We start from the raw sequence: 22,301 nt of genomic DNA, 5'->3' as shown, positions 1-22,301 counted from the left end.
GCTGTGGCATGAGAGCTGTGGGATGAGCATCGACCAGCTGATCGTGGCCGTCTCCGCCCTCTGGGGCGCGGCGGCCGGGACGCTCGTGCCGCGTGCCGCCTACCGGTTCTCCGTCCCGCCCGGGGAGACCTGGCGGGACCGGTGCCCGCAAGGGCATGAACTCGGCGGCTGGCTGGGCCGGGCGCGCTGCGCGACCTGCGCCGGTACGGCAGACAGGTCCGCCGGGGACGCCGGGCACCTCGCGGCGGGCGCGGCCGGCCCCCCGTACGAAGGGAGCGCGAGCGCGTCGTACGGCCCCAGCACCCCTCTCCTCGCCCTGGCCACCGCGCTCGTCTGTGCCGCGCTCGCCGCCGCGACAGGTACCCGGCCCGAGCTCGGGGCCTGGCTGCTGCTGGCGCCCGTCGGGGTGCTGCTCGCGGTCGTGGACTTCCGGGTGCAGCGGCTGCCCGACCCGCTGACCCTGCCGCTGGCCGCCGCCGCCCTCGTCCTGCTGGGCGTGGCCGCGCTGCTGCCCGAGCACGCCGGCGACTGGCTGACCTCGTTGCTGGGTGCCCTGGTGCTCGGGGGCGCGTACTTCGTCCTCTTCCTCATCAGCCCCAACGGCATGGGCTTCGGCGATGTGAAACTCGCCCTCGGGCTCGGGGCCGTCCTGGGCTGGTACGGGTGGGGGAGTGTCGTGCTCGGCACCTTCGCCGGGTTCCTGTTCGGAGGCCTGTACGGGCTCGCGCTCGTCATCGCGCGGCGCGCCGGGCGCCGTACGTCCATCCCGTTCGGGCCGTTCCTGATCGCCGGCGCGTTCGTCGGGCTGCTGATCGGGGCGTACGCGGCCTGACGTGAGGCCACGCGGCCTGACGTGAGGCGTGGCGGGACGCTGACGTAGGCTGGAACGGTCCGCCCCACGCCTTCCGAAGGGACGCCCGGTGACCGAGAACGCCGACCATATGTCGTTTGATGTCACAGCCGTCCTCGAACGTGCGGCGGCGGGCGAGCGGATCACCCCCGAAGAGGCGCTCCACCTCTACCGCGACGCCCCGCTGCACGCTCTCGGCTCGGCCGCCGACGCCGTACGCCGCCGCCGTTACGCGGGTACGGAGCACATCGCGACGTACATCATCGAGCGCAACATCAACTACACCAACGTGTGCGTCACGGCGTGCAAGTTCTGCGCCTTCTACGCCGCCCCCAAGGACAAGGCCAAGGGCTGGACCCGCGATCTCGACGACATCCTGCGCCGCTGCGCGGAGACCGTCGAACTCGGCGGTACGCAGATCATGTTCCAGGGTGGCCACCACCCGGACTACGGCGTCGAGTACTACGAGAAGCACTTCGCCGCGATCAAGGCCGAGTTCCCGCAGCTCGTCATCCACAGCCTGGGTGCGAGCGAGGTCGAGCACATGGCCCGGATCTCGAAGGTGTCGGTCGAGGAGGCGATCACCCGAATCCACGAGGCCGGTCTCGACTCCTTCGCCGGCGCCGGTGCCGAACTCCTGCCCGCGCGCCCCCGCAAGGCCATCGCGCCCCTGAAGGAGTCCGGCGAACGCTGGTTGGAGATCATGGAGACCGCGCACGGGCTGGGTGTCGAATCGACGTCCACCATGCTCATGGGCACCGGCGAGACCAACGCCGAGCGCATCGAGCACCTGCGGATGATCCGTGACGTACAGGACCGGACGGGCGGCTTCCGCGCCTTCATCCCGTACACCTACCAGCCCGAGAACAACCACCTCAAGGGCCGTACGCAGGCCACGATCTTCGAGTACCTCCGCATGATCGCCATCGCCCGCCTCTTCATGGACAACATCGTCCACATCCAGGGCTCGTGGCTCACCACGGGCAAGGAGGCCGGCCAGCTGTCCCTGCACTACGGCGCGGACGACCTCGGCTCGATCATGCTGGAGGAGAACGTCGTCTCCGCCGCGGGCGCCAAGCACCGCTCCAACCGTATGGAGATCATCGACCTGATCCGCAGGGCGGGCCGCGTCCCCGCCCAGCGGACCACGACGTACGAGCACATCGTCGTCCACGACGACCCGGCGAACGACCCGGTCGACGAGCGCGTCATGTCCCACATCTCGTCCACCGCGATCGAGGGCGGCACGGCCCACCCCGAGCTGAAGCTCCTCGCCAGCAACTGACCGAATCACCACCTCACCGACTCACCAACTGGCCTTCCTGTGCTGACGATTCATGCCGCCGACGAGGTCCGGGTCGGCTGGGACGCGGAACCCCTGAAGGACGGTGCCGTCGCGGTCGACGGCAACCGGGTCGCCGCCGTGGGCCCGCTCACCGAGGTCGCGGAGCGGTTCCCGGGCGCGCGGGTGCGTCGCTGGCCCGGTGTCCTGGGACCCGGACTCGTGCACGAGGGCCCACTCCCGGACGCCCCGACGCCACGCGAACGCGTGCATGCCGTGCTGAAGGGGGGTGCGGTGGCGGTGCTGGAGGAGTACGTCACCTCACCCGGCCTCCGATCGGCGGCCGAGCGCAACGAGGTCGTCGTACTGACGCGGACACGGGTTCCGGCGATCGTCGAGGGCGAGCGAGCCGATCTGGCCGTATTCGACGAGAACGAGCAGTGCATCGCGACGGTCTGCGCAGGACGCCTGGTCCACAGACGTAGATAGTGGACAGGGGTCCGGCTTCTGTATGGGGCCTGTGCGAAACGGACCTGCCTTCAGGGGCGCGGGGCTGTATCTGATCTGCGGCTCCGCCGCGTGGGCGCGACAAGCCCCCACGCACCCGCACCCGACAAGCAACCCCACCCCTCTCATCCCGAAAACGCCACTCCGAACGCCCCCGCATCCTGAGAAACCCCACTGCAATTGGTCGCCGCATCATCAGCCGCGACAACCCCCTCCTCGCACTCCTGATCCCGAAACGTCGACCACATCGACACCCACGCAATCCCCTTTTCCTCCGCGAACGCCCGCACCTCCGCCGCGTCCGCCAAGGAGAACGTCTCATTGTCGACGTCATTCACCCCGATCATCGACGTCAACGCCATCCCCTGCCACGCCCTCTCCTCCGACAGCCCGAAGATGTCGGCGAGTTGATCGCGCGTCGCGGCGGCCGAGGCGAGTGCGTAGTCGCCCATGTCGCCGGTGTGCTCGCTGCTGTAGTTCATCGTCATGATGTTGACCGTGGACACCTGTACGGAGTTGTTGTTCGCCGAGTCGAGCAGGGCCACGCTGTCGTCGTCGAGGCCGGTCGGCATGACGGGCAGGGTGAAGGAGACGCTCAGGTCGGTGCGTTCCTTCTGCAGCAGGGCGATCGCCTTCGAACGCAGCTCGACGGAGGCGGAGTCGGTGAGCGTGTCGCCCTCGACGTCGAAGTCGGCCTGGGTCGAACCGGCGGCGTCCAGGGCCGTGCCATAGGCCCTGGCCAGCGCGGACGCACTGCCGCAGACCTCGGCCAGCTCCTTGCCGGAGGCGCCGCCGAAGGAGACACGGACCGTGCTTCCGGTCGCCGTGAGCTTCGCCAGGCGGGACGCGACGGCCGAGTCGCCGATGGCCGTCGTACCGTTCCACTTCGGCGTACAGGTCGTACCGTCCGAGATCACGAACGCCAGGTTGTACGTCGCCGGTGAGCCCGCGCTGTCGTTGCCGGACGCGTCGGTCGCACTGACGTACGGCGCGAAGCCGGTCGTCGAGGCCTGCTCGGAAGGGACCTCGGAGGCGGTGTCGGCGCCGCTGTCCGTATCGCTGTCCGTATCGCTGTTCGTGTTGCTGTCCGAACCGGATGAGCACCCGGCGCAGGTCAGTGCCACCAGACAAGTGAATCCGGCGGCCGACCTCAGAAAACGCCTCATCGCGTATGCACCTGCTCTCGTGATTTCTGTCCCCGGACGGAAACGAAGTGTGTTTCCGGAATGGATCCGAAGCGAATCCGAAGCGGAAATGTCTCACACGACACTGTCCTTCATCAGGGCAGCGGGAGGGCGGGTGGTGCAGGCCGTCGGAGGATCTCTCAGAAGATGCACAGGTTAAGGAGTTTCTCATGGGAGTCTCACATGAGAACCGGAGTTCGGGTCACATAAAGCCCTCCTAACGTCCGGGGAATGCATTCCGAGCCTGACATCGAAAAGCGTGCCGCCGGTCGCGGTCGGCGCCGTAAGAGCGGCAGGGCGTCCGAGCGGCTGGGTGGAGGACGTCGCCGCCAGGAAGAAGCCGAGACTGCTGCCGTAGACGGCGGACCGACCGGTGTGCGACGGGCCCGGCGCTTCAGGTGCGTCCGGCCCGCGCCCGTGCCGCCGGGATGCCGCGACGTACGTACTGCCACAATGGGCACGTGACCCGCGCATCCCTGAACAAGCAGCCGCACGAAGTCGCCTCGATGTTCGACGACGTGGCGGAACGGTACGACCTCACGAACGACGTGCTGTCGCTCGGCCAGGACCGAGTGTGGCGCAAGGAGGTCGCGAAGGCGGTCGACGCGCGCCCGGCGCAGAAGATCCTCGACCTGGCCGCCGGTACGGCCACGTCCTCCCTCCCCTTCGCCCGCACGGGCGCGTACGTCGTCCCCTGCGACTTCTCCCTCGGGATGCTCAGGGTCGGCAAGCGGAACCACCCCTGGCTGCCCTTCACAGCGGGCGACGCCACCAGGTTGCCCTTCAAGGACGACACCTTCGACGCGGTGACGATCTCCTTCGGGCTGCGCAACGTCCAGGACACGGGCGCGGCGCTGCGCGAGCTGTACCGGGTCACGCGCCCCGGCGGACGGGTCGTGATCTGCGAGTTCTCCCACCCGACCTGGGCGCCCTTCCGCACGGTGTACACCGAGTACCTGATGCGCGCCCTGCCCCCGGTCGCCCGCGCGGTCTCCTCGAACCCCGACGCGTACGTCTACCTCGCCGAGTCCATCCGCGCCTGGCCCGACCAGCCGGCCCTGGCCGACCTGCTGCGTGACGCGGGCTGGTCGAAGACGGCTTGGCGCAACCTGACGGGCGGCGTCGTGGCCCTGCACCGAGGCTTCAAGCAGCCGTAGCCGTAGCCGTCGCGGTCCTCTCCCTGTTTCCGTCCTCCGCTGTTCTCCCGTTCCCTTTTCCTTCCCGGTCGGTCACCTGATTACCTGGTCACCTCGAACGCGTCCCCGGGCCGGTCCAGTTCGCGTTCCAGCCCGCCCCGGGGCGGTTTCGGTACGCGCGGCTCGCGCACCCCCGCGCCCCCGCCGCCCTCGCCCTCCCCGAAGTCGAACCACACGGTGACGACGGCACCGCGCGGTATCGCGACGCCGGGCGGCGGATACTGCCGTACGACGTAGTCGACGACGCTGAGCTGGAATTCGGGCCGGTCGGGCGCGCCGAGGAGCACCCCGTGTGCTCTGGCCCTCTCGCGCGCGTCCATGGCCATCAGGCCGACGAGTTTCGGTACGCGCACTTCGGGCGTGTTGGGTGTTCTGTGCACAGACGTCACCCCCAGCGGTACGGGCAGAGTAACCCCGGCCACGCACCGCCCGGAAGCGCTAAGTGTTTTTCTGCGCCAAATTGCTACCGTCTGTAATCAGTTGTGGTCGCAGATCAAGGTGGACACAGATCAAACTGGTGACAGATCAAGCCGATAACAGTGCCCTTCCTGCTTCAGCGTCGGAGTCGTGAAGACGTCGGTGAGCCGCATGCCCAGCCGTCGGGTGACCGCGATGGACCGCTCGTTGCGGGCGTTGACCATCGCGACCACGCTGGACACACCCGCCGCGCGCACCCGCTCCAGGGTCAACCCGGCCGCCGCCGTGGCGTATCCCTGTCCCCAGTAGGCCCGCCCGAGCCGCCAGCCGATCTCGATCTCGCCCTTGGGACCCCAGTCCTGTGGCCACGGCTGGGCGCCCGTGAATCCGATGACCTGGTCCGACTCGTCGAGCATGGTCCACAGGCAGAACCCGTACTCGGCGTCGTGCCGGCGCTGGCGGGCGGTGAGTTCCTCGTAGACGGACAGTTCCGCCGACCTGCCCCCGTGGAACGCCATGACATCGGGGTCGTCGAAGACCCGGTGCCAGGCGAATGCGTCCTCGTCGGTGGGAACACGCAGGCGTACTACGGGGAGCGCTCGGTTCACTGGGCAGCCCTTCAGCCGGGTGATCAGTACTGCTGAATAGACTGCCCATGTCCAGTGCCGGTCGGCACGCAGATTTGAGAGTCTTGGGGAGAACCCGTCGTGACCGAGCCCCTCTCCGAAAACACCGCCGATGTGATCGTCGTCGGGGCCGGGCCAGCCGGTTCCACCACCGCCTACTACCTGGCGAAGGCCGGACTCGACGTACTGCTGCTGGAGAAGACCAGCTTCCCGCGCGAAAAGGTCTGCGGCGACGGCCTCACGCCCCGGGCGACCAAGCAGCTCGTCGCGATGGGCATCGACATCTCCGAGGAGGCCGGCTGGCTGCGGAACAAGGGCCTCCGCATCATCGGCGGCGGCGTCCGCCTCCAGCTCGACTGGCCGGAACTCGCCTCCTTCCCCGACTACGGCCTCGTCCGCAAGCGCGACGACTTCGACGAACAGCTCGCCCGCCAGGCCCAGAAGGCGGGCGCGCGACTGTACGAACGCTGCAACGTCGGCGCCCCGATCACCGACGACCGCACCGGCCGCATCACCGGCGTGCACGCGAAACTCGGTGAGGACAAGCGGGAGGTCACCTTCCACGCCCCGCTGGTGGTCGCGGCCGACGGCAACTCCACCCGCCTGTCCCTGGCGATGGGCCTGCACCGCCGCGAGGACCGCCCGATGGGCGTCGCGGTCCGCACCTACTTCACGTCTCCGCGCCACGAGGACGACTACCTGGAGTCCTGGCTGGAACTCTGGGACCGGCGGGGGGCCGAGGACCGCCTGCTCCCCGGCTACGGCTGGATCTTCGGGATGGGCGACGGTACGTCCAACGTCGGCCTCGGCGTGCTCAACACCTCGGACTCCTTCAAGGAACTGGACTGGCGCGAGGTACTGAAGGCCTGGTGCGCGTCGATGCCGGAGGACTGGGGCTACACCCCCGACAACATGACCGGCCCGATCCGTGGCGCCGCCCTCCCCATGGCCTTCAACCGGCAGCCCCACTACACGAAGGGCCTGCTGCTCGTCGGCGACGCCGGCGGCCTGGTGAACCCCTTCAACGGCGAGGGCATCGCCTACGCCATGGAATCCGGCCAGATCGCCGCCGACGTCATCGTCCAGGCCCACGCCCGGGCCACACCGGCCCAGCGGGAGATCGCGCTCCAGCGCTACCCGCGCGTGCTCAAGGACACCTACGGCGGCTACTACACGCTGGGCCGCGCCTTCGTGAAGCTCATCGGCAACCCGAAGGTCATGAAGATCGCGGCCGAACGCGGCCTGACCCACCCCTTGTTGATGAAGTTCACCCTGAAGATGCTGGCCAACCTGACCGACCCGACGGGTGGCGACGCGATGGACCGGATCATCAACGGCCTGAGCAAGGTGGCCCCGAAGGCGTGATCGGCGGAGGCCCTGTCGGCAGGAGGTGAGTGCCTCCTGCTCGACGGCCCGTCGTGCGAACACCGCCTCGGGGCGGGCCGCCACCGGTACCTGAGGAACCCGTTGGCCGGCGCGCCGCCTGCCGCAGCGCGTCCTGCCGGGCCCGCTTCGAGAGCCGGTCCGGATACACACGCCGTTCACCTGGTCGGTCCCGTGCTCCAGCCACCGGGCGAAGTACCCCGTCCCTCGACCGCAAGAGCGTTCCCGCCCTGATCGAGCCCGCGCGCGACGCCACGATCAGGGCCACGATCAGGGCGTTGATACGTCCACCACGGCCCCCGGCACGGACAGGCAGGCAGCCCTCGCTCTCGTCAAAGAGGCGCGGGCCACCGACGTCGGGCGGCTCCAGTACCGGGTTGACGGGTTGTCCGACATGTCGGACAACAGGCTACGGGTCGAGGGTCGTTGCCCACCAGCGGCAACGACCCTCACAGGTGAATCCTCAACCGCCCGCTCAGAGCACGCGTACCGCACCCGACGCCGGGTACCCGGACAGATCCTGGACGACAACACCCTTGGACGGGTTGGCCGCGTCCAGGTACTGGCCGTTCCCCACGTAGACCCCCACGTGGTACGCCGAACCCTTCGCACCCCAGTACAGGATGTCCCCGACCTGGAGGTTCGACAGGGAGACCTCGGTGCCCTGCATCGACTGGTCCTGCGAGACCCGGGGGAGATCCACGCCGACCTGCTTGAACGCGGCCTGGACCAGCGAGGAGCAGTCCCACGCGTTGGGGCCCGTGGCGCCCATGACGTAGGCGTCGCCCAACTGCGCGTTGAGGAAGGCGATGACGGTCGCGACACTGCCGCTCGCGGGAGCGGCCACCTGCGTCGTCTCCGAGCTGGAGACGGAGGTGGAGGTGGAGGCAGCGAGCGTGGCACGCTCGGCGGAGCGGGAGACAGCGGCCTCCGCAGCGGCCTTGCGGGCGGCCTCTGCCTTCTTCTTGGCCTCCGCCTTCTCCTTCGCCTCCGCGAGGTCCTTCCTGGCCTCCTGAGCCGCCTTGGCGGCTGCGGCGTCACGCTCGGCCTGGAGCTCGTAGTTCGCGGCGGCCAGCTGCGTGGCGTCCGCGGACTCGGCGATCTGAGTGGCCAGGTCGGCCGTGAGGGTGGGCAGTTCGATGGTCTGCGTCACAGGCTCGGCGGCGTTCGCCGCGCTGGACGCACCCGCCACTGCCAGGGTGCTGAGAACGCCACCGGCGACTCCGGCACGCATCGCCAGCGACGAGTTGCCGGCACGCCGGGGCTTCCGGTGGCTTCGTATGTGAGCGGTAGCGGTGTGGGACATGGGTACTAGCGGTACCAGCGACTCCTCCATACCTTCAAGAAACGTGTGGTGCGCCACAGTTGTTCAATGGGGCCCACAAATTCCCGGTCCGTCACTCTTTATTGACGCCGTAACGGGCATTGCGGACACGGGTGATCATGCCTGTGATCACGCACTTTCATCGGTACGTCCCAATTGCCCGCTGCCTACCATTGGTTGCGGTCCGTGGCCAACCCCCGATCTTCACAGGCCTTCACAGGTGTGGTGCAGGTCACGGAACGGTCACCACTCGGGGTGCGTCCCGCGCGAAAATCATCGATCGCCGCCGCTCGTGAACGCGTGCACGCACGTTCGTGCGTCCACATTGACCGCATGCATCCCTCCGGGGTGTGAACGCGCTCCACTATCAAGCGGCCCTGCCCATCTCCAATTTGCATGCAAGGGAAGTCTCTTGATATGGAGACGCCGCCTGTGACCAGCAGTAACCGGAGGGGATGTCACCTCCGGTGATGGCGTGGACGCTTCGCGTGTGAAGATCACCGCTCATCCGACTTCATGATCCTTCGTTGGGTGGTGGAGATCACAAAGGTTCGGCAATACCCCGTGTCGCAGATCACAGACCGCCGGGCATAGGATGCGGGGCAGTTGGGCTTGTGACCTGCTTCACATGTTCGCGATCTTCGCCGGGACGGGCGGTGTTCGCGGACGGACGGGGCGGCGCCGGCCCCATGCAATCGCCAGCAGTCAGTGCCGACTGAGAGGAGCGAGGAGCGGTGAACGCGTATGCGCCCATCCTCGTACTGGGAGCCCTCGGGGCAGGCTTTGCGATCTTCTCCGTGATCATGGCTTCGATCATCGGCCCGAAGCGGTACAACCGGGCCAAACTCGAAGCTTATGAATGCGGGATCGAGCCGACCCCCACGCCGGCCGGCGGTGGGCGATTCCCCATCAAGTACTACCTGACGGCGATGCTCTTCATCGTCTTCGACATCGAGATCGTCTTCCTCTACCCCTGGGCCGTCACCTTCGACGCCCTGGGTGTTTTCGGGCTCGTGGAGATGTTGCTCTTCGTGCTCACCGTCTTCGTGGCGTACGCGTACGTATGGCGGCGCGGCGGCCTGGAATGGGACTGAGGGGCCTCTAAGACATGGGACTCGAAGAAAAACTGCCGAGCGGATTCCTGCTGACCACCGTCGAGCAGGCCGCGGGCTGGGTGCGCAAGGCGTCCGTCTTCCCCGCCACGTTCGGACTCGCCTGCTGCGCCATCGAGATGATGACCACCGGCGCAGGACGCTACGACCTCGCGCGCTTCGGCATGGAGGTCTTCCGCGGCTCACCCCGGCAGGCGGACCTGATGATCGTGGCCGGCCGGGTCAGCCAGAAGATGGCGCCGGTGCTGCGGCAGGTCTACGACCAGATGCCCAACCCCAAGTGGGTGATCTCCATGGGGGTCTGCGCCTCGTCGGGCGGCATGTTCAACAACTACGCCATCGTGCAGGGCGTCGACCACATCGTCCCGGTCGACATCTATCTGCCCGGTTGCCCGCCACGGCCCGAGATGCTGATCGACGCGATTCTCAAGCTCCACCAGAAGATCCAGAGCTCCAAGCTCGGCGTGAACGCCGAGGAAGCCGCCCGCGAGGCGGAGGAGGCCGCGCTCAAGGCACTGCCCACGATCGAGATGAAGGGGCTGCTGCGATGAGCGACGCGAACGGCACCGGAGCGGACAGGCGGCCTGCCGAGGGGGTCAACCCCGAGAAGGACCTCGCCGCCTCCAACCTCCCCGGCCAGCGCGGCGACGGCGGCGAGGAGATCCGCGTCCAGCGCGGAATGTTCGGCGCCGACAACGGTGGCGACACCTCCGGTTACGGCGGCCTGGTCCGCTCCGTCCGGCTCCCGGGAGCCTCGGCGCGGCCGTACGGCGGCTGGTTCGACGAGGTCGCCGACGAACTCGAGGGCGCCCTGGAGGAACAGGGGCTGGTCCCGGAGAACGTCATCGAGAAGACGGTCGTCGACCGCGACGAGCTGACGTTCCACGTCGAACGCATGTACCTGCTCGGCGTCGCCCAGACCCTGCGCGACGACCCCGCCCTGCGCTTCGAACTCTGCACGGGAGTGAGCGGAGTCCACTACCCGCAGGACAAGGGACGCGAGCTGCACGCCGTCTACCACCTGCGCTCGATCACCCACAACAGGCTGATCCGCCTCGAAGTCAGCGCCCCGGACAGCGACCCGCACGTCCCGTCCCTGGTCTCCGTCTATCCGACGAACGACTGGCACGAACGCGAGACGTACGACTTCTTCGGGATCGTCTTCGACGGTCACCCGGCCCTGACGCGGATCATGATGCCGGACGACTGGCCGGGCCACCCGCAGCGCAAGGACTATCCCCTCGGCGGCATCCCCGTCGAGTACAAGGGCGCCCAGATCCCGGCTCCGGACCAGCGGAGGTCGTACTCATGAGCACGCAGCACGCAACTCCGCGCGAGACCACCGAGGGCACCGTCTACACGGTCACCGGTGGCGACTGGGACGAGGTCGTCCAGTCCGCGGCCCGTGCCGACGACGAGCGCATCGTCGTCAACATGGGTCCGCAGCACCCGTCCACCCACGGTGTGCTCCGCCTCATCCTGGAGATCGACGGCGAGACGGTCACCGAGGCCCGCTGCGGCATCGGCTATCTGCACACCGGCATCGAGAAGAACCTCGAGTTCCGCACGTGGACGCAGGGCACGACCTTCGTCACGCGCATGGACTATCTGACGTCCTTCTTCAACGAGACCGCCTACTGTCTCGCCGTCGAGAAGCTCCTCGGCATCGAGGACCAGATCCCCGACCGCGCCACCCTCATCCGCGTGCTCCTCATGGAGCTCAACCGGCTGTCCTCGCACCTCGTGTGCATCGCCACCGGCGGTATGGAACTCGGCGCCACCACGATCATGATCTACGGATTCCGTGATCGTGAAATGATTCTCGACATCTACGAGCTCATCACGGGCCTGCGGATGAACCACGCGTACATCCGCCCCGGCGGACTCGCCCAGGACCTGCCGCCCGGCGCGGTGGACCACATCCGCGAGTTCGTGAAGAAGATGAAGAAGAACCTTCCCGAGTACGACAAGCTCGCCACCGGGAACCCCATCTTCAAGGCCCGTATGCAGGACGTCGGTTACCTCGACCTGGCCGGCTGCATGGCCCTCGGCGCCACCGGCCCGGTCCTGCGCTCCACCGGCCTCCCCCACGACCTGCGCAAGTCCCAGCCGTACTGCGGCTACGAGGCGTTCGACTTCGACGTCCCCACCGCCGACTCCTGCGACTCCTACGGCCGCTTCCTGATCCGTCTGGAGGAGATGCGCCAGTCGCTCCGGATCGTCGAACAGTGCCTGGACCGGCTCCAGCCCGGCCCGGTCATGGTCACCGACAAGAAGATCGCCTGGCCCGCCCAGCTCGCCCTGGGACCGGACGGCCTGGGGAACTCCCTGGACCACATCAAGAAGATCATGGGCACCTCCATGGAGGCCCTGATCCACCACTTCAAGCTGGTGACCGAGGGTTTCCGCGTCCCGCCGGGACAGGCGTACGCGGCCGTCGAGTCACCCAAGGGCGAACTCGGGGTGCACGCCGTCTCCGACGGAGGCACCCGGCCCTACCGGGTCCACTTCCGGGACCCGTCCTTCACCAACCTGCAGGCCATGGCGGCGATGTGCGAGGGCGGCCAGGTCGCCGACGTCATCGTCGCCGTCGCGTCCATCGACCCCGTGATGGGAGGCGTCGACCGGTGACCACCACCCCTGAGGGCGTCAGCCTGGGAATGCCCCAACTGCCCGCGCCCGCTTACCCGGACGACGTCCGAGCCCGGCTCGAAGCGGACTCCCGCGAGGTCATCGCCCGCTACCCGGACTCCCGGTCCGCCCTCCTGCCGTTGCTGCATCTCGTGCAGTCGGAGGAGGGCCATGTCACGCGCACCGGGATGCGGTTCTGCGCGGACATGCTGGGCCTGACCACGGCCGAGGTCACCGCGGTCGCCACCTTCTACTCCATGTACCGCCGGGGCCCCTCCGGCGACTACCAGGTGGGCGTCTGCACGAACACCCTGTGCGCGGTGCTGGGCGGCGACGCCATCTTCGAGACCCTCCAGGAGCACCTCGGCGTCGCCAACGGCGGCACCACCGAGGACGGCAAGGTCACCCTGGAGCACATCGAGTGCAACGCGGCCTGCGACTTCGCACCCGTCGTGATGGTCAACTGGGAGTTCTTCGACAACCAGACCCCGGCCAGTGCCAAGCGCCTCGTCGACGACCTCCGCGCGGGCGTGCAGGTCGAACCCACGCGCGGTGCCCCCTTGTGCACGTTCAAGGACACCGCCCGCATCCTGGCGGGCTTCCCCGACACCCGGGACGGGGCCGTCGAGGCGAGCGGCAGCGCGGGCCCTGCCTCGCTCATCGGGCTCAGGCTGGCCAAGGGCGAGAGCCCCGCGCGCGTGGTGCACCCCAGGGGTGGCGCCTCCAAGAGCACGCCGCCGCACGACCCGTCGTCCGCCGAGCACCTCAGTTCGCACGACGCGCCGCAGGACACGGCGGCTTCCGACCCCTCCCACCCGGCGGGGCCCGTCACCGAGGAGGGGGAGTGATGACATTGGCACCCGAGAACGGGGGCACCGCCCGCGCGAGCGAATTCGAGCGTGGGGGAGAAACCAGCCCCGAGAAGCTGCTCGCACCCGTGCTGTCGGCCTTCTGGGACGAGGACCGGTCCTGGAGCCTGGACGTCTACCGGAGGCACGAAGGGTACGAGGGACTCCGCAAGGCCCTCGCCATGACCCCGGACGACCTCATCGCATACGTCAAGGAGTCCGGTCTGCGTGGCCGCGGCGGTGCGGGATTCCCTACAGGAATGAAATGGCAGTTCATTCCTCAGGGCGATGGAAAACCACACTATCTAGTTGTCAACGCCGACGAATCGGAGCCGGGAACCTGTAAGGACATCCCGCTCCTCTTCGCGAACCCGCACAGCCTCATCGAGGGCATTGTGATCGCGTGTTATGCCATCAGGTCTTCGCATGCGTTCATCTATCTGCGCGGTGAAGTCGTGCCAGTGCTGCGGCGGTTGCACGAGGCCGTACGTGAGGCCTACGCGGCGGGCTACCTCGGCAAGGACGCGCTCGGCAGCGGACTCGACCTCGAACTCACCGTGCACGCGGGCGCGGGCGCGTACATCTGTGGTGAAGAGACCGCACTGCTCGACTCGCTCGAAGGCCGCCGGGGTCAACCGCGGCTCCGTCCCCCCTTTCCTGCCGTCGCAGGGCTCTATGCCTGCCCAACTGTTGTAAATAACGTCGAGTCGATCGCGTCGGTTCCCGCGATTCTGCACAAGGGCAAAGAATGGTTCCGGTCGATGGGAAGTGAGAAGTCCCCGGGCTTCACGCTCTACTCACTCAGCGGCCATGTCACCAATCCGGGCCAGTACGAGGCCCCGCTCGGCATCACGCTCCGCCAACTCCTCGACATGAGCGGCGGGATGCGCTCCGGCCACCGGCTGAAGTTCTGGACACCGGGCGGCTCCTCGACACCGATGTTCACCGACGAGCACCTCGACGTCCCTCTTGACTACGAAGGAGTGGGCGCCGCGGGTTCCATGCTCGGCACAAAAGCACTCCAGTGCTTCGACGAGACGACCTGCGTCGTGCGGGCGGTCACCCGCTGGACCGAGTTCTACGCCCACGAGTCCTGCGGCAAGTGCACGCCCTGCCGCGAAGGGACGTACTGGCTCGTGCAGTTGCTGCGCGACATCGAGGCCGGCAAGGGCGTCATGTCCGACCTCGACAAGCTGAACGACATCGCCGACAACATCAACGGCAAGTCGTTCTGCGCCCTCGGTGACGGCGCCGCCTCGCCGATCTTCTCCTCCCTCAAGTACTTCCGCGAGGAGTACGAGGACCACATCACGGGCCGGGGCTGCCCCTTCGACCCGGCCAAGTCCACGGCCTGGGCCGACCGCACGGAGGTGAACGCATGACGGTGACCACGAGCGCTGCCTCCGGAGGAGGCGACGCGGCGGTCCCGCCGGAAGATCTCGTCTCGCTGAAGATCGACGGCATCGACATCAGCGTGCCCAAGGGCACCCTGGTGATCCGAGCCGCCGAACAGCTCGGCATCGAGATCCCGCGCTTCTGCGACCACCCCCTCCTCGACCCGGCCGGCGCCTGCCGCCAGTGCATCGTCGAGGTCGAGGGCCAGCGCAAGCCCATGGCGTCCTGCACGATCACCTGTACGGACGGGATGGTCGTCAAGACTCACCTCACCTCGCCCGTGGCCGAGAAGGCCCAGCACGGTGTGATGGAGCTGCTCCTCATCAACCACCCGCTCGACTGCCCGGTCTGCGACAAGGGCGGCGAGTGCCCCCTGCAGAACCAGGCCATGTCGCACGGCCAGGCCGAGTCCCGCTTCGAGGGCAGGAAGCGGACCTACGAGAAGCCTGTGCCGATCTCCACGCAGGTGCTGCTCGACCGCGAGCGGTGCGTGCTGTGCGCCCGCTGCACCCGCTTCTCCAACCAGATCGCGGGCGACCCGATGATCGAGCTGATCGAGCGCGGCGCGCTCCAGCAGGTCGGCACCGGCGAGGGCGACCCCTTCGAGTCGTACTTCTCCGGGAACACGATCCAGATCTGCCCGGTCGGCGCGCTGACCTCGGCGGCGTATCGCTTCCGCTCCCGCCCCTTCGACCTCGTCTCCTCGCCCTCGGTGTGCGAGCACTGCTCCGGCGGCTGCGCCACCCGCACCGACCACCGGCGCGGCAAGGTCATGCGGCGCCTGGCCGCCCCCGACGCCGAGGTCAACGAGGAGTGGATCTGCGACAAGGGACGCTTCGGCTTCCGGTACGCGCAGAAGCCCGACCGGCTCCGGACGCCCCTGGTGCGCAACGCCGACGGCGTCCTGGAGACCGCCTCCTGGCCCGAGGCGCTGGAGGCGGCGGCACAGGGACTCCTCGCGGCCCGCAGCCGTACGGGCGTTCTCACCGGCGGCCGGCTCACCGTCGAGGACGCCTACGCGTACAGCAAGTTCGCGCGCGTGGCCCTCGACACCAACGACATCGACTTCCGCGCGCGCGTGCACAGCGCCGAGGAGGCCGACTTCCTGGCCGCCCGGGTCGGCGGACGCGGACGCGACCTCGACGGTACGGGTGTCACGTACACATCCCTGGAGCAGGCGCCCGCGGTCCTGCTGGTCGGGTTCGAGTCCGAGGAGGAGGCGCCCGGCGTCTTCCTGCGGCTGCGCAAGGCCTGGCGGGGACACGGACAGAAGGTCTTCTCGCTCGCCACGCACATGACGCGCGGTCTGGAGAAGGCCGGGGGCACGCTGCTGCCCGCCGCCCCCGGCACCGAGACCGAGTGGCTGGACGCGCTCGGCAGCGGGTTCGGGCTGGAGGAGAGCGGGGTGACAGCCGCCGAGGCGCTGCGCACCGAGGGTGCGGTGATCGTCGTGGGAGAGCGCCTGGCCGCTGTTGCAGGCGGCCTCACCGCCGCCGTTCGGGCCGCGTCCACGACCGGCGCCCAGCTGGTGTGGATCCCGCGCAGGGCGGGGGAGCGCGGTGCCGTCGAGGCCGGCGCGCTGCCGTCACTGCTGCCGGGTGGCCGTCCGGCGACCGACCCGCGCGCGCGGGACGAGGTCGCTGCCGCCTGGGGTGTAGCTGAGCTTCCGCACCGCTTCGGCCGCGACACCGGCCAGATCGTCGAGGCCGCCGCCGGGGGCGAGTTGCAGGCACTGGTGGTCGCCGGCGTAGAGGTCGCCGACCTGCCCGATCCGGCACGCGCGCGTGCGGCCCTCCGCGAAGTGGGCTTCCTGGTGTCGCTGGAACTGCGGCCCAGCGAGGTCACCGAGCACGCCGACGTCGTACTGCCGGTCGCCGCGGTCGCCGAGAAGGCGGGCACCTTCCTCAACTGGGAAGGCAGGGGCCGCCCCTTCGAGGCCGCGCTCAAGCCCGACCAGATGACCCGGCGCCTGGCCCCGTCCGACGCCCGCGTGCTCCAGATGCTGGCCGACGCCATGGACGTACACCTGGGGCTGCCGGATCTGCGTACCGCGCGGCAGGAGCTGGACCGACTCGGGTCCTGGGACGGGACGCGGGCCAGCAACCCGCTGGAGATCGGCGCCCAGTTGCCGCGTCCGGCCGCCGGGGAAGCGGTGCTCGCCGGGCACCGGCTGCTGCTCGACCTGGGGCGTCTCCAGGAGGGCGACGACGCGCTCGCCGGGACGCGGCACGCCGCACACGCGCGCGTGTCGGCCGCCACGGCCGCCGAAGCCGGGGTCAAGGAAGGCGATCTGCTCGCCGTGACCGGTGCCACCGGGACGGTCGAACTGCCCCTCATGGTCACCGAGATGCCCGACCGCGTGGTCTGGCTGCCGCTGAACTCCACCGGAGGCGGCGTCGCCTCCGACACCGGGGCGCTGCCCGGCGCACTCGTCCGCATCGGCCCGGCGACCCTCGCCTCCGACGCCCCCAAGGAGGTGGAGGCATGAGCCCGTACCTCGCCGCTGAAGACCTGTCCCTGTTCGGCACCGACCCCTGGTGGCTGGTCGTCGTCAAGGCGGTCTTCTGTTTCGCCTTCCTGATGATCACCGTGCTGTTCTCCATCGTGTGGGAGCGCAAGGTCGTCGCCTGGATGCAGCTGCGCATCGGCCCCAACCGGCACGGCCCCTGGGGCATGCTCCAGTCGCTCGCCGACGGCGTGAAACTGATGCTCAAGGAAGACCTGATCGTCAAGCGCGCGGACAAGGTGGTCTACGTCCTCGCGCCGGTCATCGCGGCCATTCCGGCCTTCATGGCGATCGCCGTCATCCCGTTCGGACCGGCCGGCAACGAGGTCTCGATCTTCGGCACCCGTACGACGATGCAGCTCACCGACCTGCCGATCGCGATGCTCTACATCCTCGCGGTCGCCTCGGTCGGCATCTACGGCATCGTGCTCGCGGGCTGGAGTTCCGGATCCACCTACCCCCTGCTGGGCGGTCTGCGGTCCTGCGCGCAGATGATCTCGTACGAGATCGCCATGGGTGCCGCCTTCGCCTCGGTGTTCCTCTACTCCGGTTCGATGTCGACCTCGACCATCGTCGAACAGCAGCACGACCGCTGGTACATCGTCCTGCTGCCGGTCTCCTTCCTCATCTACGTCGTGACGATGATCGGCGAGACCAACCGCGCCCCCTTCGACATGCCGGAGTCCGAGGGCGACCTGGTCGGCGGCTTCAACACCGAGTACTCGTCCATCAAGTTCGCGCTGTTCATGCTCGCCGAGTACGTCAACATGGTGACCGTCTCGGCCGTGTCGGTGACGCTCTTCCTGGGCGGCTGGCGGGCCCCCTACCCCATCAGCACCTTCTGGGAGGGCGCCAACCACGGCTGGTGGCCGATGCTCTGGTTCGTGGTGAAGGTGCAGCTGCTGCTGTTCTTCTTCATCTGGCTGCGCGGCACCCTGCCGCGCGTGCGCTACGACCAGCTGATGAAGCTCGGCTGGAAGGTCCTCATCCCGGTCTCGCTGGCCTGGCTGATGCTCGTCGCGACCGTACGGACCCTGCGCAACGAGAACTACGACTTCGCCGACATCGCCCTCTACGTCGGCGGCGGTGTCCTCGCCCTGTTGCTGCTCTCCTTCCTGGTCGACATCTTCCGCGAGCGGGGCAAGGCGGAGCAGACGGCCACCACCGAGCCCGTCGCCTTCGACCCGATGGCGGGCGGATTCCCCGTACCGCCACTGCCGGGACAGGAGGCGCCGGCGGTGCCACGCAGGCGCCCGCGATGGGGGTCCCCCCGCGCGAGCGAATTCGAGCGTGGGGGAGAGCGCGAGTTGATTGTCAGTGGTGGACCGGATACTGGCAGTGACGGATCTCTGGATGGAAAGGAGGCGTCCGATGGCTGAGGAGCCAAAGGAGACCGGGCAGACGAAGCCCGGCTTCCAGAACCCCGTGGCCGGCTTCGGCGTGACCTTCAAGGCCATGTTCAAGAAGCGGCTGACCGAGCAGTACCCGGAGCAGCAGAAGACCACCGCTCCCCGGTTCCACGGACGGCACCAGCTCAACCGCCATCCGGACGGCCTGGAGAAGTGCGTCGGCTGCGAACTGTGCGCCTGGGCCTGCCCCGCGGACGCCATCTATGTGGAGGGCGCCGACAACACCGACGAGGAGCGCTACTCGCCGGGTGAGCGGTACGGCGCGGTCTACCAGATCAACTACGCCCGCTGCATCCTGTGCGGGCTGTGCATCGAGGCGTGCCCCACGCGCGCGTTGACGATGACGAACGAGTTCGAGCTGGCCGACAGCAGCCGCGCCAACCTCATCTACACCAAGGAACAGCTCCTCGCCGGACTCGACGAGGGCATGGTCGACTCGCCCCACTCGATCTTCCCGGGCACCGACGAACAGGACTACTACCGGGGGCTGGTCACCGAGGCCGCGCCCGGCACGGTGCGTCAGGTAGCCGTCTCCAAGGGCGAGAAGCCGGAAGAAGAGGGGGTGGGAGCATGAGCGCGCAGCTCGCCGCCGCAGCCACTCTTTCTGCTGGCACCTCCACGGGTGAGGCGTTCCAGTTCTGGGTGCTCGGTACGGTCGCCGTGGCCGGGGCCCTGTGCACCGTCTTCATGAGGCGGGCCGTGCACAGCGCGCTCTGTCTCGCCGGAACCATGATCATCCTTGCGGTGTTCTACCTGGCCAACGGGGCCTACTTCCTGGGCGTCGTCCAGATCGTCGTCTACACCGGCGCGATCATGATGCTGTTCCTCTTCGTGGTCATGCTCGTCGGTGTCACCGCCGCGGACTCCCTCAAGGAGACCATCAAGGGCCAGCGCTGGCTGGCCCTGCTGTGCGGGCTCGGCTTCGGCATCCTCCTGGCCGCGGGCGTCGGGAACGCCTCCCTGAAGGAGTTCACCGGCCTCGGCCAGGCCAACGCGAACGGCAACGTGGAGGGCCTGGCCGCCCTCATCTTCACGAAGTACGTGTTCGCCTTCGAGATCACCGGCGCCCTGCTGATCACGGCCGCCGTCGGCGCCATGGTGCTCACGCACCGCGAGCGCACCGAGCGTGCCAAGACCCAGCGCGAGATGTCCGAAGAGCGTGTGCGGGGCAAGCACCTGCCGCCGCTGCCCGCCCCGGGTGTGTACGCCCGGCACAACGCGGTGGACGTCGCTGGTCTGCTGCCCGACGGCACCCCGGCCGAGCTGTCGGTCATGCAGACACTGCGTCAGCGCGGCCAGATCCGTGATGTGTCCGCCGAGGCCATCAGCGACCTCAAGGCTCTGGAGCAGCGCGCTGAGGACCGCCTGGAGCGCACCAACAGCGGCCCGGGCAAGGGCTCGAACCGTGGGGAGGCGTCGAAGTGAACCCGGTCAACTACCTCTATCTCGCCGCCCTGTTGTTCACGATCGGCGCCACCGGCGTCCTGATCAGGCGCAACGCGATCGTCGTCTTCATGTGCGTCGAGCTGATGCTCAACGCCTGCAACCTCGCGTTCGTCACCTTCTCCCGGATGCACGGCAATCTCGACGGCCAGGTCATCGCCTTCTTCACGATGGTCGTCGCCGCCGCGGAGGTCGTCGTCGGGCTCGCGATCATCGTGTCCCTGTTCCGTTCCCGCCACTCGGCCTCGGTCGACGACGCCAGCCTGATGAAGCTGTAAGGGGTCGCTGAATCGTGGAGAATCTGATTGCGCTGCTGGTGGCGGCGCCTCTGCTCGGAGCGGTCGTACTGCTGTGCGGCGGCCGGCGGCTGGACGCCGTCGGCCACTGGATCGGCACGGCGCTGGCCGCCTGCTCCTTCGTGATCGGCGTGGTCCTCTTCGTCGACATGCTGGGCAAGGACGCCGAGCACCGCGCCCTGATGCAGCACCTGTTCAGCTGGATCCCCGTCGAGGGCTTCCAGGCCGACGTCGCCTTCCAGCTCGACCAGCTGTCGATGACGTTCGTCCTGCTGATCTCCGGTGTCGGCTCGCTGATCCACGTGTACTCGATCGGGTACATGGAGCACGACGAGCGGCGCCGCCGTTTCTTCGGCTATCTGAACCTGTTCCTCGCGGCGATGCTGATGCTCGTCCTCGCCGACAACTACCTTCTGCTGTACGTCGGCTGGGAGGGCGTGGGCCTCGCCTCGTACCTGCTGATCGGCTTCTGGCAGCACAAGCCCAGTGCCGCGACCGCCGCGAAGAAGGCCTTCCTGGTCAACCGCGTCGGCGACATGGGCCTGTCGATCGCCATCATGCTGATGTTCACCACCTTCGGGACCTTCGCCTTCGGGCCGGTCCTCGAAGCCACCGGCGAGACGAGTGAGGGCAAGCTCACCGCCATCGCCCTGATGCTGCTGCTCGCGGCCTGCGGCAAGTCCGCCCAGGTGCCGCTGCAGTCCTGGCTCGGGGACGCGATGGAGGGCCCGACCCCGGTCTCGGCCCTCATCCACGCGGCGACGATGGTGACCGCCGGCGTGTACCTGATCGTCCGCTCCGGGGAGATCTTCAACGCGGCGCCCGACGCCCAGTTGGTGGTCACCGTCGTCGGCGCCGTGACGCTCCTCTTCGGTGCGATCGTCGGTTGCGCGAAGGACGACATCAAGAAGGCGCTGGCCGGCTCGACCATGTCGCAGATCGGCTACATGATCCTCGCGGCCGGCCTCGGCCCCATCGGATACGTCTTCGCGATCATGCACCTGGTGACCCACGGCTTCTTCAAGGCCGGACTGTTCCTCGGCGCCGGCTCGGTCATGCACGGCATGAACGACGAGGTCGACATGCGCAAGTACGGCGGCCTTCGCACGTACATGCCCGTCACCTTCGTGACCTTCGGCCTCGGCTACCTCGCCATCATCGGGTTCCCGGGTCTGTCCGGCTTCTTCTCCAAGGACAAGATCATCGAGGCGGCGTTCGCCAAGGGCGGCACCGAGGGCTGGATCCTCGGGGGCGTCGCTCTGCTCGGCGCGGCCATCACCGCGTACTACATGACGCGCGTGATGCTGATGACGTTCTTCGGCGAGAAGCGCTGGCAGCCCGACGAGAACGGCAACGAGCCGCATCCGCACGAGTCCCCGAGGTCCATGACGATCCCCATGATCGTGCTCGCCTTCGGGTCGGTCTTCGCGGGCGGGATCTTCGCCATCGGCGACCGCTTCCTGCACTGGCTGGAGCCCGTCACCGAACACGCGCACGGACACCCGCCGGTCAGCGCCCTCACGGTCACGCTGGCCACGATGGTCGTGCTCGTCATCGGCGCCGGCACCGCGTACGTCCAGTACGGGCGCCGTCCGATGCCGGTGGTCGCTCCGCGCGGGTCGCTGCTCACCCGGGCCGCCCGGCGCGACCTCCTCCAGGACGACTTCAACCACGTCGTCCTCGTACGCGGCGGCGAGCACCTCACCCGCTCGCTGGTGTACGTCGACCACACCCTGGTGGACGGGGTCGTCAACGGTACGGCGGCCTCCATGGGCGGCCTCTCCGGGCGCCTCCGCAAGCTGCAGAACGGCTATGCCCGCTCGTACGCGGTCTCGATGTTCGGCGGTGTGGCGATCCTCATCGCCGCGACCCTGCTGATGAGGGCGGTCTGA

At 68.4% G+C, this 22,301-nt stretch carries 21 protein-coding genes; 17 read left to right on the top strand and 4 right to left on the bottom strand.

The genetic code is table 11. The annotated features are described in order from the left end of the window. The first annotated feature begins 22 nt into the window (after positions 1-22). The 3 genes from IEY89_RS36160 (at position 23) to IEY89_RS36150 (ending at position 2,621) form a co-directional block, all read left to right on the top strand. Positions 23-832, top strand: a complete 810-nt coding sequence (locus IEY89_RS36160) for a prepilin peptidase (protein WP_189151779.1) — start codon at positions 23-25, stop codon at positions 830-832. Between the two features lie 109 nt (positions 833-941). After that, complete coding sequence (gene mqnC / locus IEY89_RS36155) at positions 942-2,135, top strand: cyclic dehypoxanthinyl futalosine synthase (RefSeq protein WP_189151787.1); 1,194 nt, start codon at positions 942-944, stop codon at positions 2,133-2,135. Between the two features lie 39 nt (positions 2,136-2,174). Beyond that, positions 2,175-2,621 (top strand): imidazolonepropionase-like domain-containing protein, encoded by a 447-nt coding sequence (locus tag IEY89_RS36150; RefSeq protein WP_189151778.1) that lies wholly within the window; start codon positions 2,175-2,177, stop codon positions 2,619-2,621. Positions 2,622-2,764: 143 nt separating this feature from the next. Here the strand turns inward: IEY89_RS36150 and IEY89_RS36145 are convergent, their stop codons facing one another. Beyond that, the gene (locus IEY89_RS36145; RefSeq protein ID WP_189151777.1) at positions 2,765-3,805 is read right to left on the bottom strand and encodes a chitinase; all 1,041 of its coding nucleotides are present in this window, start codon (positions 3,803-3,805) and stop codon (positions 2,765-2,767) included. 479 nt (positions 3,806-4,284) lie between these two features. Here IEY89_RS36145 and IEY89_RS36140 point away from each other — a divergent pair, with 479 nt between their 5' ends. Next, the gene (locus IEY89_RS36140; RefSeq protein ID WP_189151776.1) at positions 4,285-4,980 is read left to right on the top strand and encodes a demethylmenaquinone methyltransferase; all 696 of its coding nucleotides are present in this window, start codon (positions 4,285-4,287) and stop codon (positions 4,978-4,980) included. 80 nt (positions 4,981-5,060) lie between these two features. Here IEY89_RS36140 and IEY89_RS36135 read toward each other — a convergent pair whose 3' ends face one another. Together IEY89_RS36135 and IEY89_RS36130 are read right to left on the bottom strand one after the other, a co-directional pair. Further along, positions 5,061-5,399: a PASTA domain-containing protein gene (locus IEY89_RS36135; protein WP_189151775.1), complete on the bottom strand. Its 339-nt coding sequence runs from the start codon at positions 5,397-5,399 to the stop codon at positions 5,061-5,063. A gap of 129 nt (positions 5,400-5,528) precedes the next feature. Then, complete coding sequence (locus tag IEY89_RS36130) at positions 5,529-6,044, bottom strand: GNAT family N-acetyltransferase (protein WP_189151774.1); 516 nt, start codon at positions 6,042-6,044, stop codon at positions 5,529-5,531. A gap of 99 nt (positions 6,045-6,143) precedes the next feature. Here IEY89_RS36130 and IEY89_RS36125 point away from each other — a divergent pair, with 99 nt between their 5' ends. Continuing rightward, positions 6,144-7,427, top strand: coding sequence for a geranylgeranyl reductase family protein (locus tag IEY89_RS36125; protein WP_189151773.1), 1,284 nt, complete (start codon positions 6,144-6,146; stop codon positions 7,425-7,427). Between the two features lie 493 nt (positions 7,428-7,920). Here IEY89_RS36125 and IEY89_RS36120 read toward each other — a convergent pair whose 3' ends face one another. Beyond that, positions 7,921-8,781, bottom strand: coding sequence for a C40 family peptidase (locus IEY89_RS36120; protein ID WP_189151772.1), 861 nt, complete (start codon positions 8,779-8,781; stop codon positions 7,921-7,923). Positions 8,782-9,503: 722 nt separating this feature from the next. Here IEY89_RS36120 and IEY89_RS36115 point away from each other — a divergent pair. Genes IEY89_RS36115 through nuoL form a run of 12 tightly spaced genes read left to right on the top strand, consistent with a single transcriptional unit; the run spans position 9,504 to position 22,301 of the window. Continuing rightward, a complete protein-coding gene (locus IEY89_RS36115) occupies positions 9,504-9,863 on the top strand; it encodes an NADH-quinone oxidoreductase subunit A (RefSeq protein ID WP_189151771.1) in 360 nt (119 codons plus the stop codon). Positions 9,864-9,877: 14 nt separating this feature from the next. After that, positions 9,878-10,432, top strand: a complete 555-nt coding sequence (locus tag IEY89_RS36110) for a NuoB/complex I 20 kDa subunit family protein (protein WP_006382209.1) — start codon at positions 9,878-9,880, stop codon at positions 10,430-10,432. Further along, positions 10,429-11,193 carry an NADH-quinone oxidoreductase subunit C gene (locus IEY89_RS36105; RefSeq protein ID WP_189151770.1) on the top strand — a complete coding sequence of 255 codons (765 nt, stop codon included), beginning with the start codon at positions 10,429-10,431 and terminating at the stop codon, positions 11,191-11,193. Before IEY89_RS36110 ends, IEY89_RS36105 begins: the two co-directional genes overlap by 4 nt. Then, positions 11,190-12,512, top strand: coding sequence for an NADH-quinone oxidoreductase subunit D (locus IEY89_RS36100; protein WP_189151769.1), 1,323 nt, complete (start codon positions 11,190-11,192; stop codon positions 12,510-12,512). The genes IEY89_RS36105 and IEY89_RS36100 overlap by 4 nt, the downstream gene beginning before the upstream one ends. A gap of 29 nt (positions 12,513-12,541) precedes the next feature. Continuing rightward, positions 12,542-13,360 (top strand): NADH-quinone oxidoreductase subunit NuoE, encoded by an 819-nt coding sequence (gene nuoE / locus IEY89_RS36095; RefSeq protein ID WP_189151786.1) that lies wholly within the window; start codon positions 12,542-12,544, stop codon positions 13,358-13,360. Then, positions 13,360-14,742, top strand: coding sequence for an NADH-quinone oxidoreductase subunit NuoF (gene nuoF / locus IEY89_RS36090; RefSeq protein WP_229695613.1), 1,383 nt, complete (start codon positions 13,360-13,362; stop codon positions 14,740-14,742). The genes nuoE and nuoF overlap by 1 nt, the downstream gene beginning before the upstream one ends. After that, on the top strand, positions 14,739-17,243 hold the full coding sequence (locus IEY89_RS36085) for an NADH-quinone oxidoreductase subunit G (RefSeq protein ID WP_189151768.1): 2,505 nt from the start codon (positions 14,739-14,741) through the stop codon (positions 17,241-17,243). Before nuoF ends, IEY89_RS36085 begins: the two co-directional genes overlap by 4 nt. Then, on the top strand, positions 17,240-18,640 hold the full coding sequence (nuoH, locus tag IEY89_RS36080; protein ID WP_189151767.1) for an NADH-quinone oxidoreductase subunit NuoH: 1,401 nt from the start codon (positions 17,240-17,242) through the stop codon (positions 18,638-18,640). The genes IEY89_RS36085 and nuoH overlap by 4 nt, the downstream gene beginning before the upstream one ends. Continuing rightward, on the top strand, positions 18,633-19,244 hold the full coding sequence (gene nuoI / locus IEY89_RS36075; protein ID WP_189151766.1) for an NADH-quinone oxidoreductase subunit NuoI: 612 nt from the start codon (positions 18,633-18,635) through the stop codon (positions 19,242-19,244). The genes nuoH and nuoI overlap by 8 nt, the downstream gene beginning before the upstream one ends. Continuing rightward, entirely contained in the window at positions 19,241-20,095 is an 855-nt protein-coding gene (locus IEY89_RS36070) for an NADH-quinone oxidoreductase subunit J (protein WP_189151765.1), read from the top strand. The genes nuoI and IEY89_RS36070 overlap by 4 nt, the downstream gene beginning before the upstream one ends. Continuing rightward, positions 20,092-20,391 (top strand): NADH-quinone oxidoreductase subunit NuoK, encoded by a 300-nt coding sequence (gene nuoK / locus IEY89_RS36065; RefSeq protein ID WP_006382214.1) that lies wholly within the window; start codon positions 20,092-20,094, stop codon positions 20,389-20,391. The genes IEY89_RS36070 and nuoK overlap by 4 nt, the downstream gene beginning before the upstream one ends. Positions 20,392-20,405: 14 nt before the next feature. Next, entirely contained in the window at positions 20,406-22,301 is a 1,896-nt protein-coding gene (nuoL, locus tag IEY89_RS36060) for an NADH-quinone oxidoreductase subunit L (RefSeq protein WP_189151764.1), read from the top strand.

Origin of the sequence: Streptomyces lacrimifluminis (genome assembly GCF_014646095.1) — a bacterium.
Classification (GTDB): domain Bacteria; phylum Actinomycetota; class Actinomycetes; order Streptomycetales; family Streptomycetaceae; genus Streptomyces; species Streptomyces lacrimifluminis.
This window is presented reverse-complemented; position numbering and strand designations above follow the sequence as displayed.

Excerpts from the sequence above, each read along its gene's own strand:
- IEY89_RS36160 (WP_189151779.1), top strand. The coding sequence starts at position 23 with ATGAGCATCGACCAGCTGATCGTGGCCGTCTCCGCCCTCTGGGGCGCG.
- mqnC (WP_189151787.1), top strand. The coding sequence starts at position 942 with ATGTCGTTTGATGTCACAGCCGTCCTCGAACGTGCGGCGGCGGGCGAG.
- IEY89_RS36145 (WP_189151777.1), bottom strand. The coding sequence starts at position 3,805 with ATGAGGCGTTTTCTGAGGTCGGCCGCCGGATTCACTTGTCTGGTGGCA.
- IEY89_RS36120 (WP_189151772.1), bottom strand. The coding sequence starts at position 8,781 with ATGGAGGAGTCGCTGGTACCGCTAGTACCCATGTCCCACACCGCTACC.
- IEY89_RS36110 (WP_006382209.1), top strand. The coding sequence starts at position 9,878 with ATGGGACTCGAAGAAAAACTGCCGAGCGGATTCCTGCTGACCACCGTC.
- IEY89_RS36105 (WP_189151770.1), top strand. The coding sequence starts at position 10,429 with ATGAGCGACGCGAACGGCACCGGAGCGGACAGGCGGCCTGCCGAGGGG.
- IEY89_RS36100 (WP_189151769.1), top strand. The coding sequence starts at position 11,190 with ATGAGCACGCAGCACGCAACTCCGCGCGAGACCACCGAGGGCACCGTC.
- nuoE (WP_189151786.1), top strand. The coding sequence starts at position 12,542 with ATGCCCCAACTGCCCGCGCCCGCTTACCCGGACGACGTCCGAGCCCGG.
- nuoF (WP_229695613.1), top strand. The coding sequence starts at position 13,360 with ATGACATTGGCACCCGAGAACGGGGGCACCGCCCGCGCGAGCGAATTC.
- IEY89_RS36085 (WP_189151768.1), top strand. The coding sequence starts at position 14,739 with ATGACGGTGACCACGAGCGCTGCCTCCGGAGGAGGCGACGCGGCGGTC.
- nuoH (WP_189151767.1), top strand. The coding sequence starts at position 17,240 with ATGAGCCCGTACCTCGCCGCTGAAGACCTGTCCCTGTTCGGCACCGAC.
- nuoI (WP_189151766.1), top strand. The coding sequence starts at position 18,633 with ATGGCTGAGGAGCCAAAGGAGACCGGGCAGACGAAGCCCGGCTTCCAG.
- IEY89_RS36070 (WP_189151765.1), top strand. The coding sequence starts at position 19,241 with ATGAGCGCGCAGCTCGCCGCCGCAGCCACTCTTTCTGCTGGCACCTCC.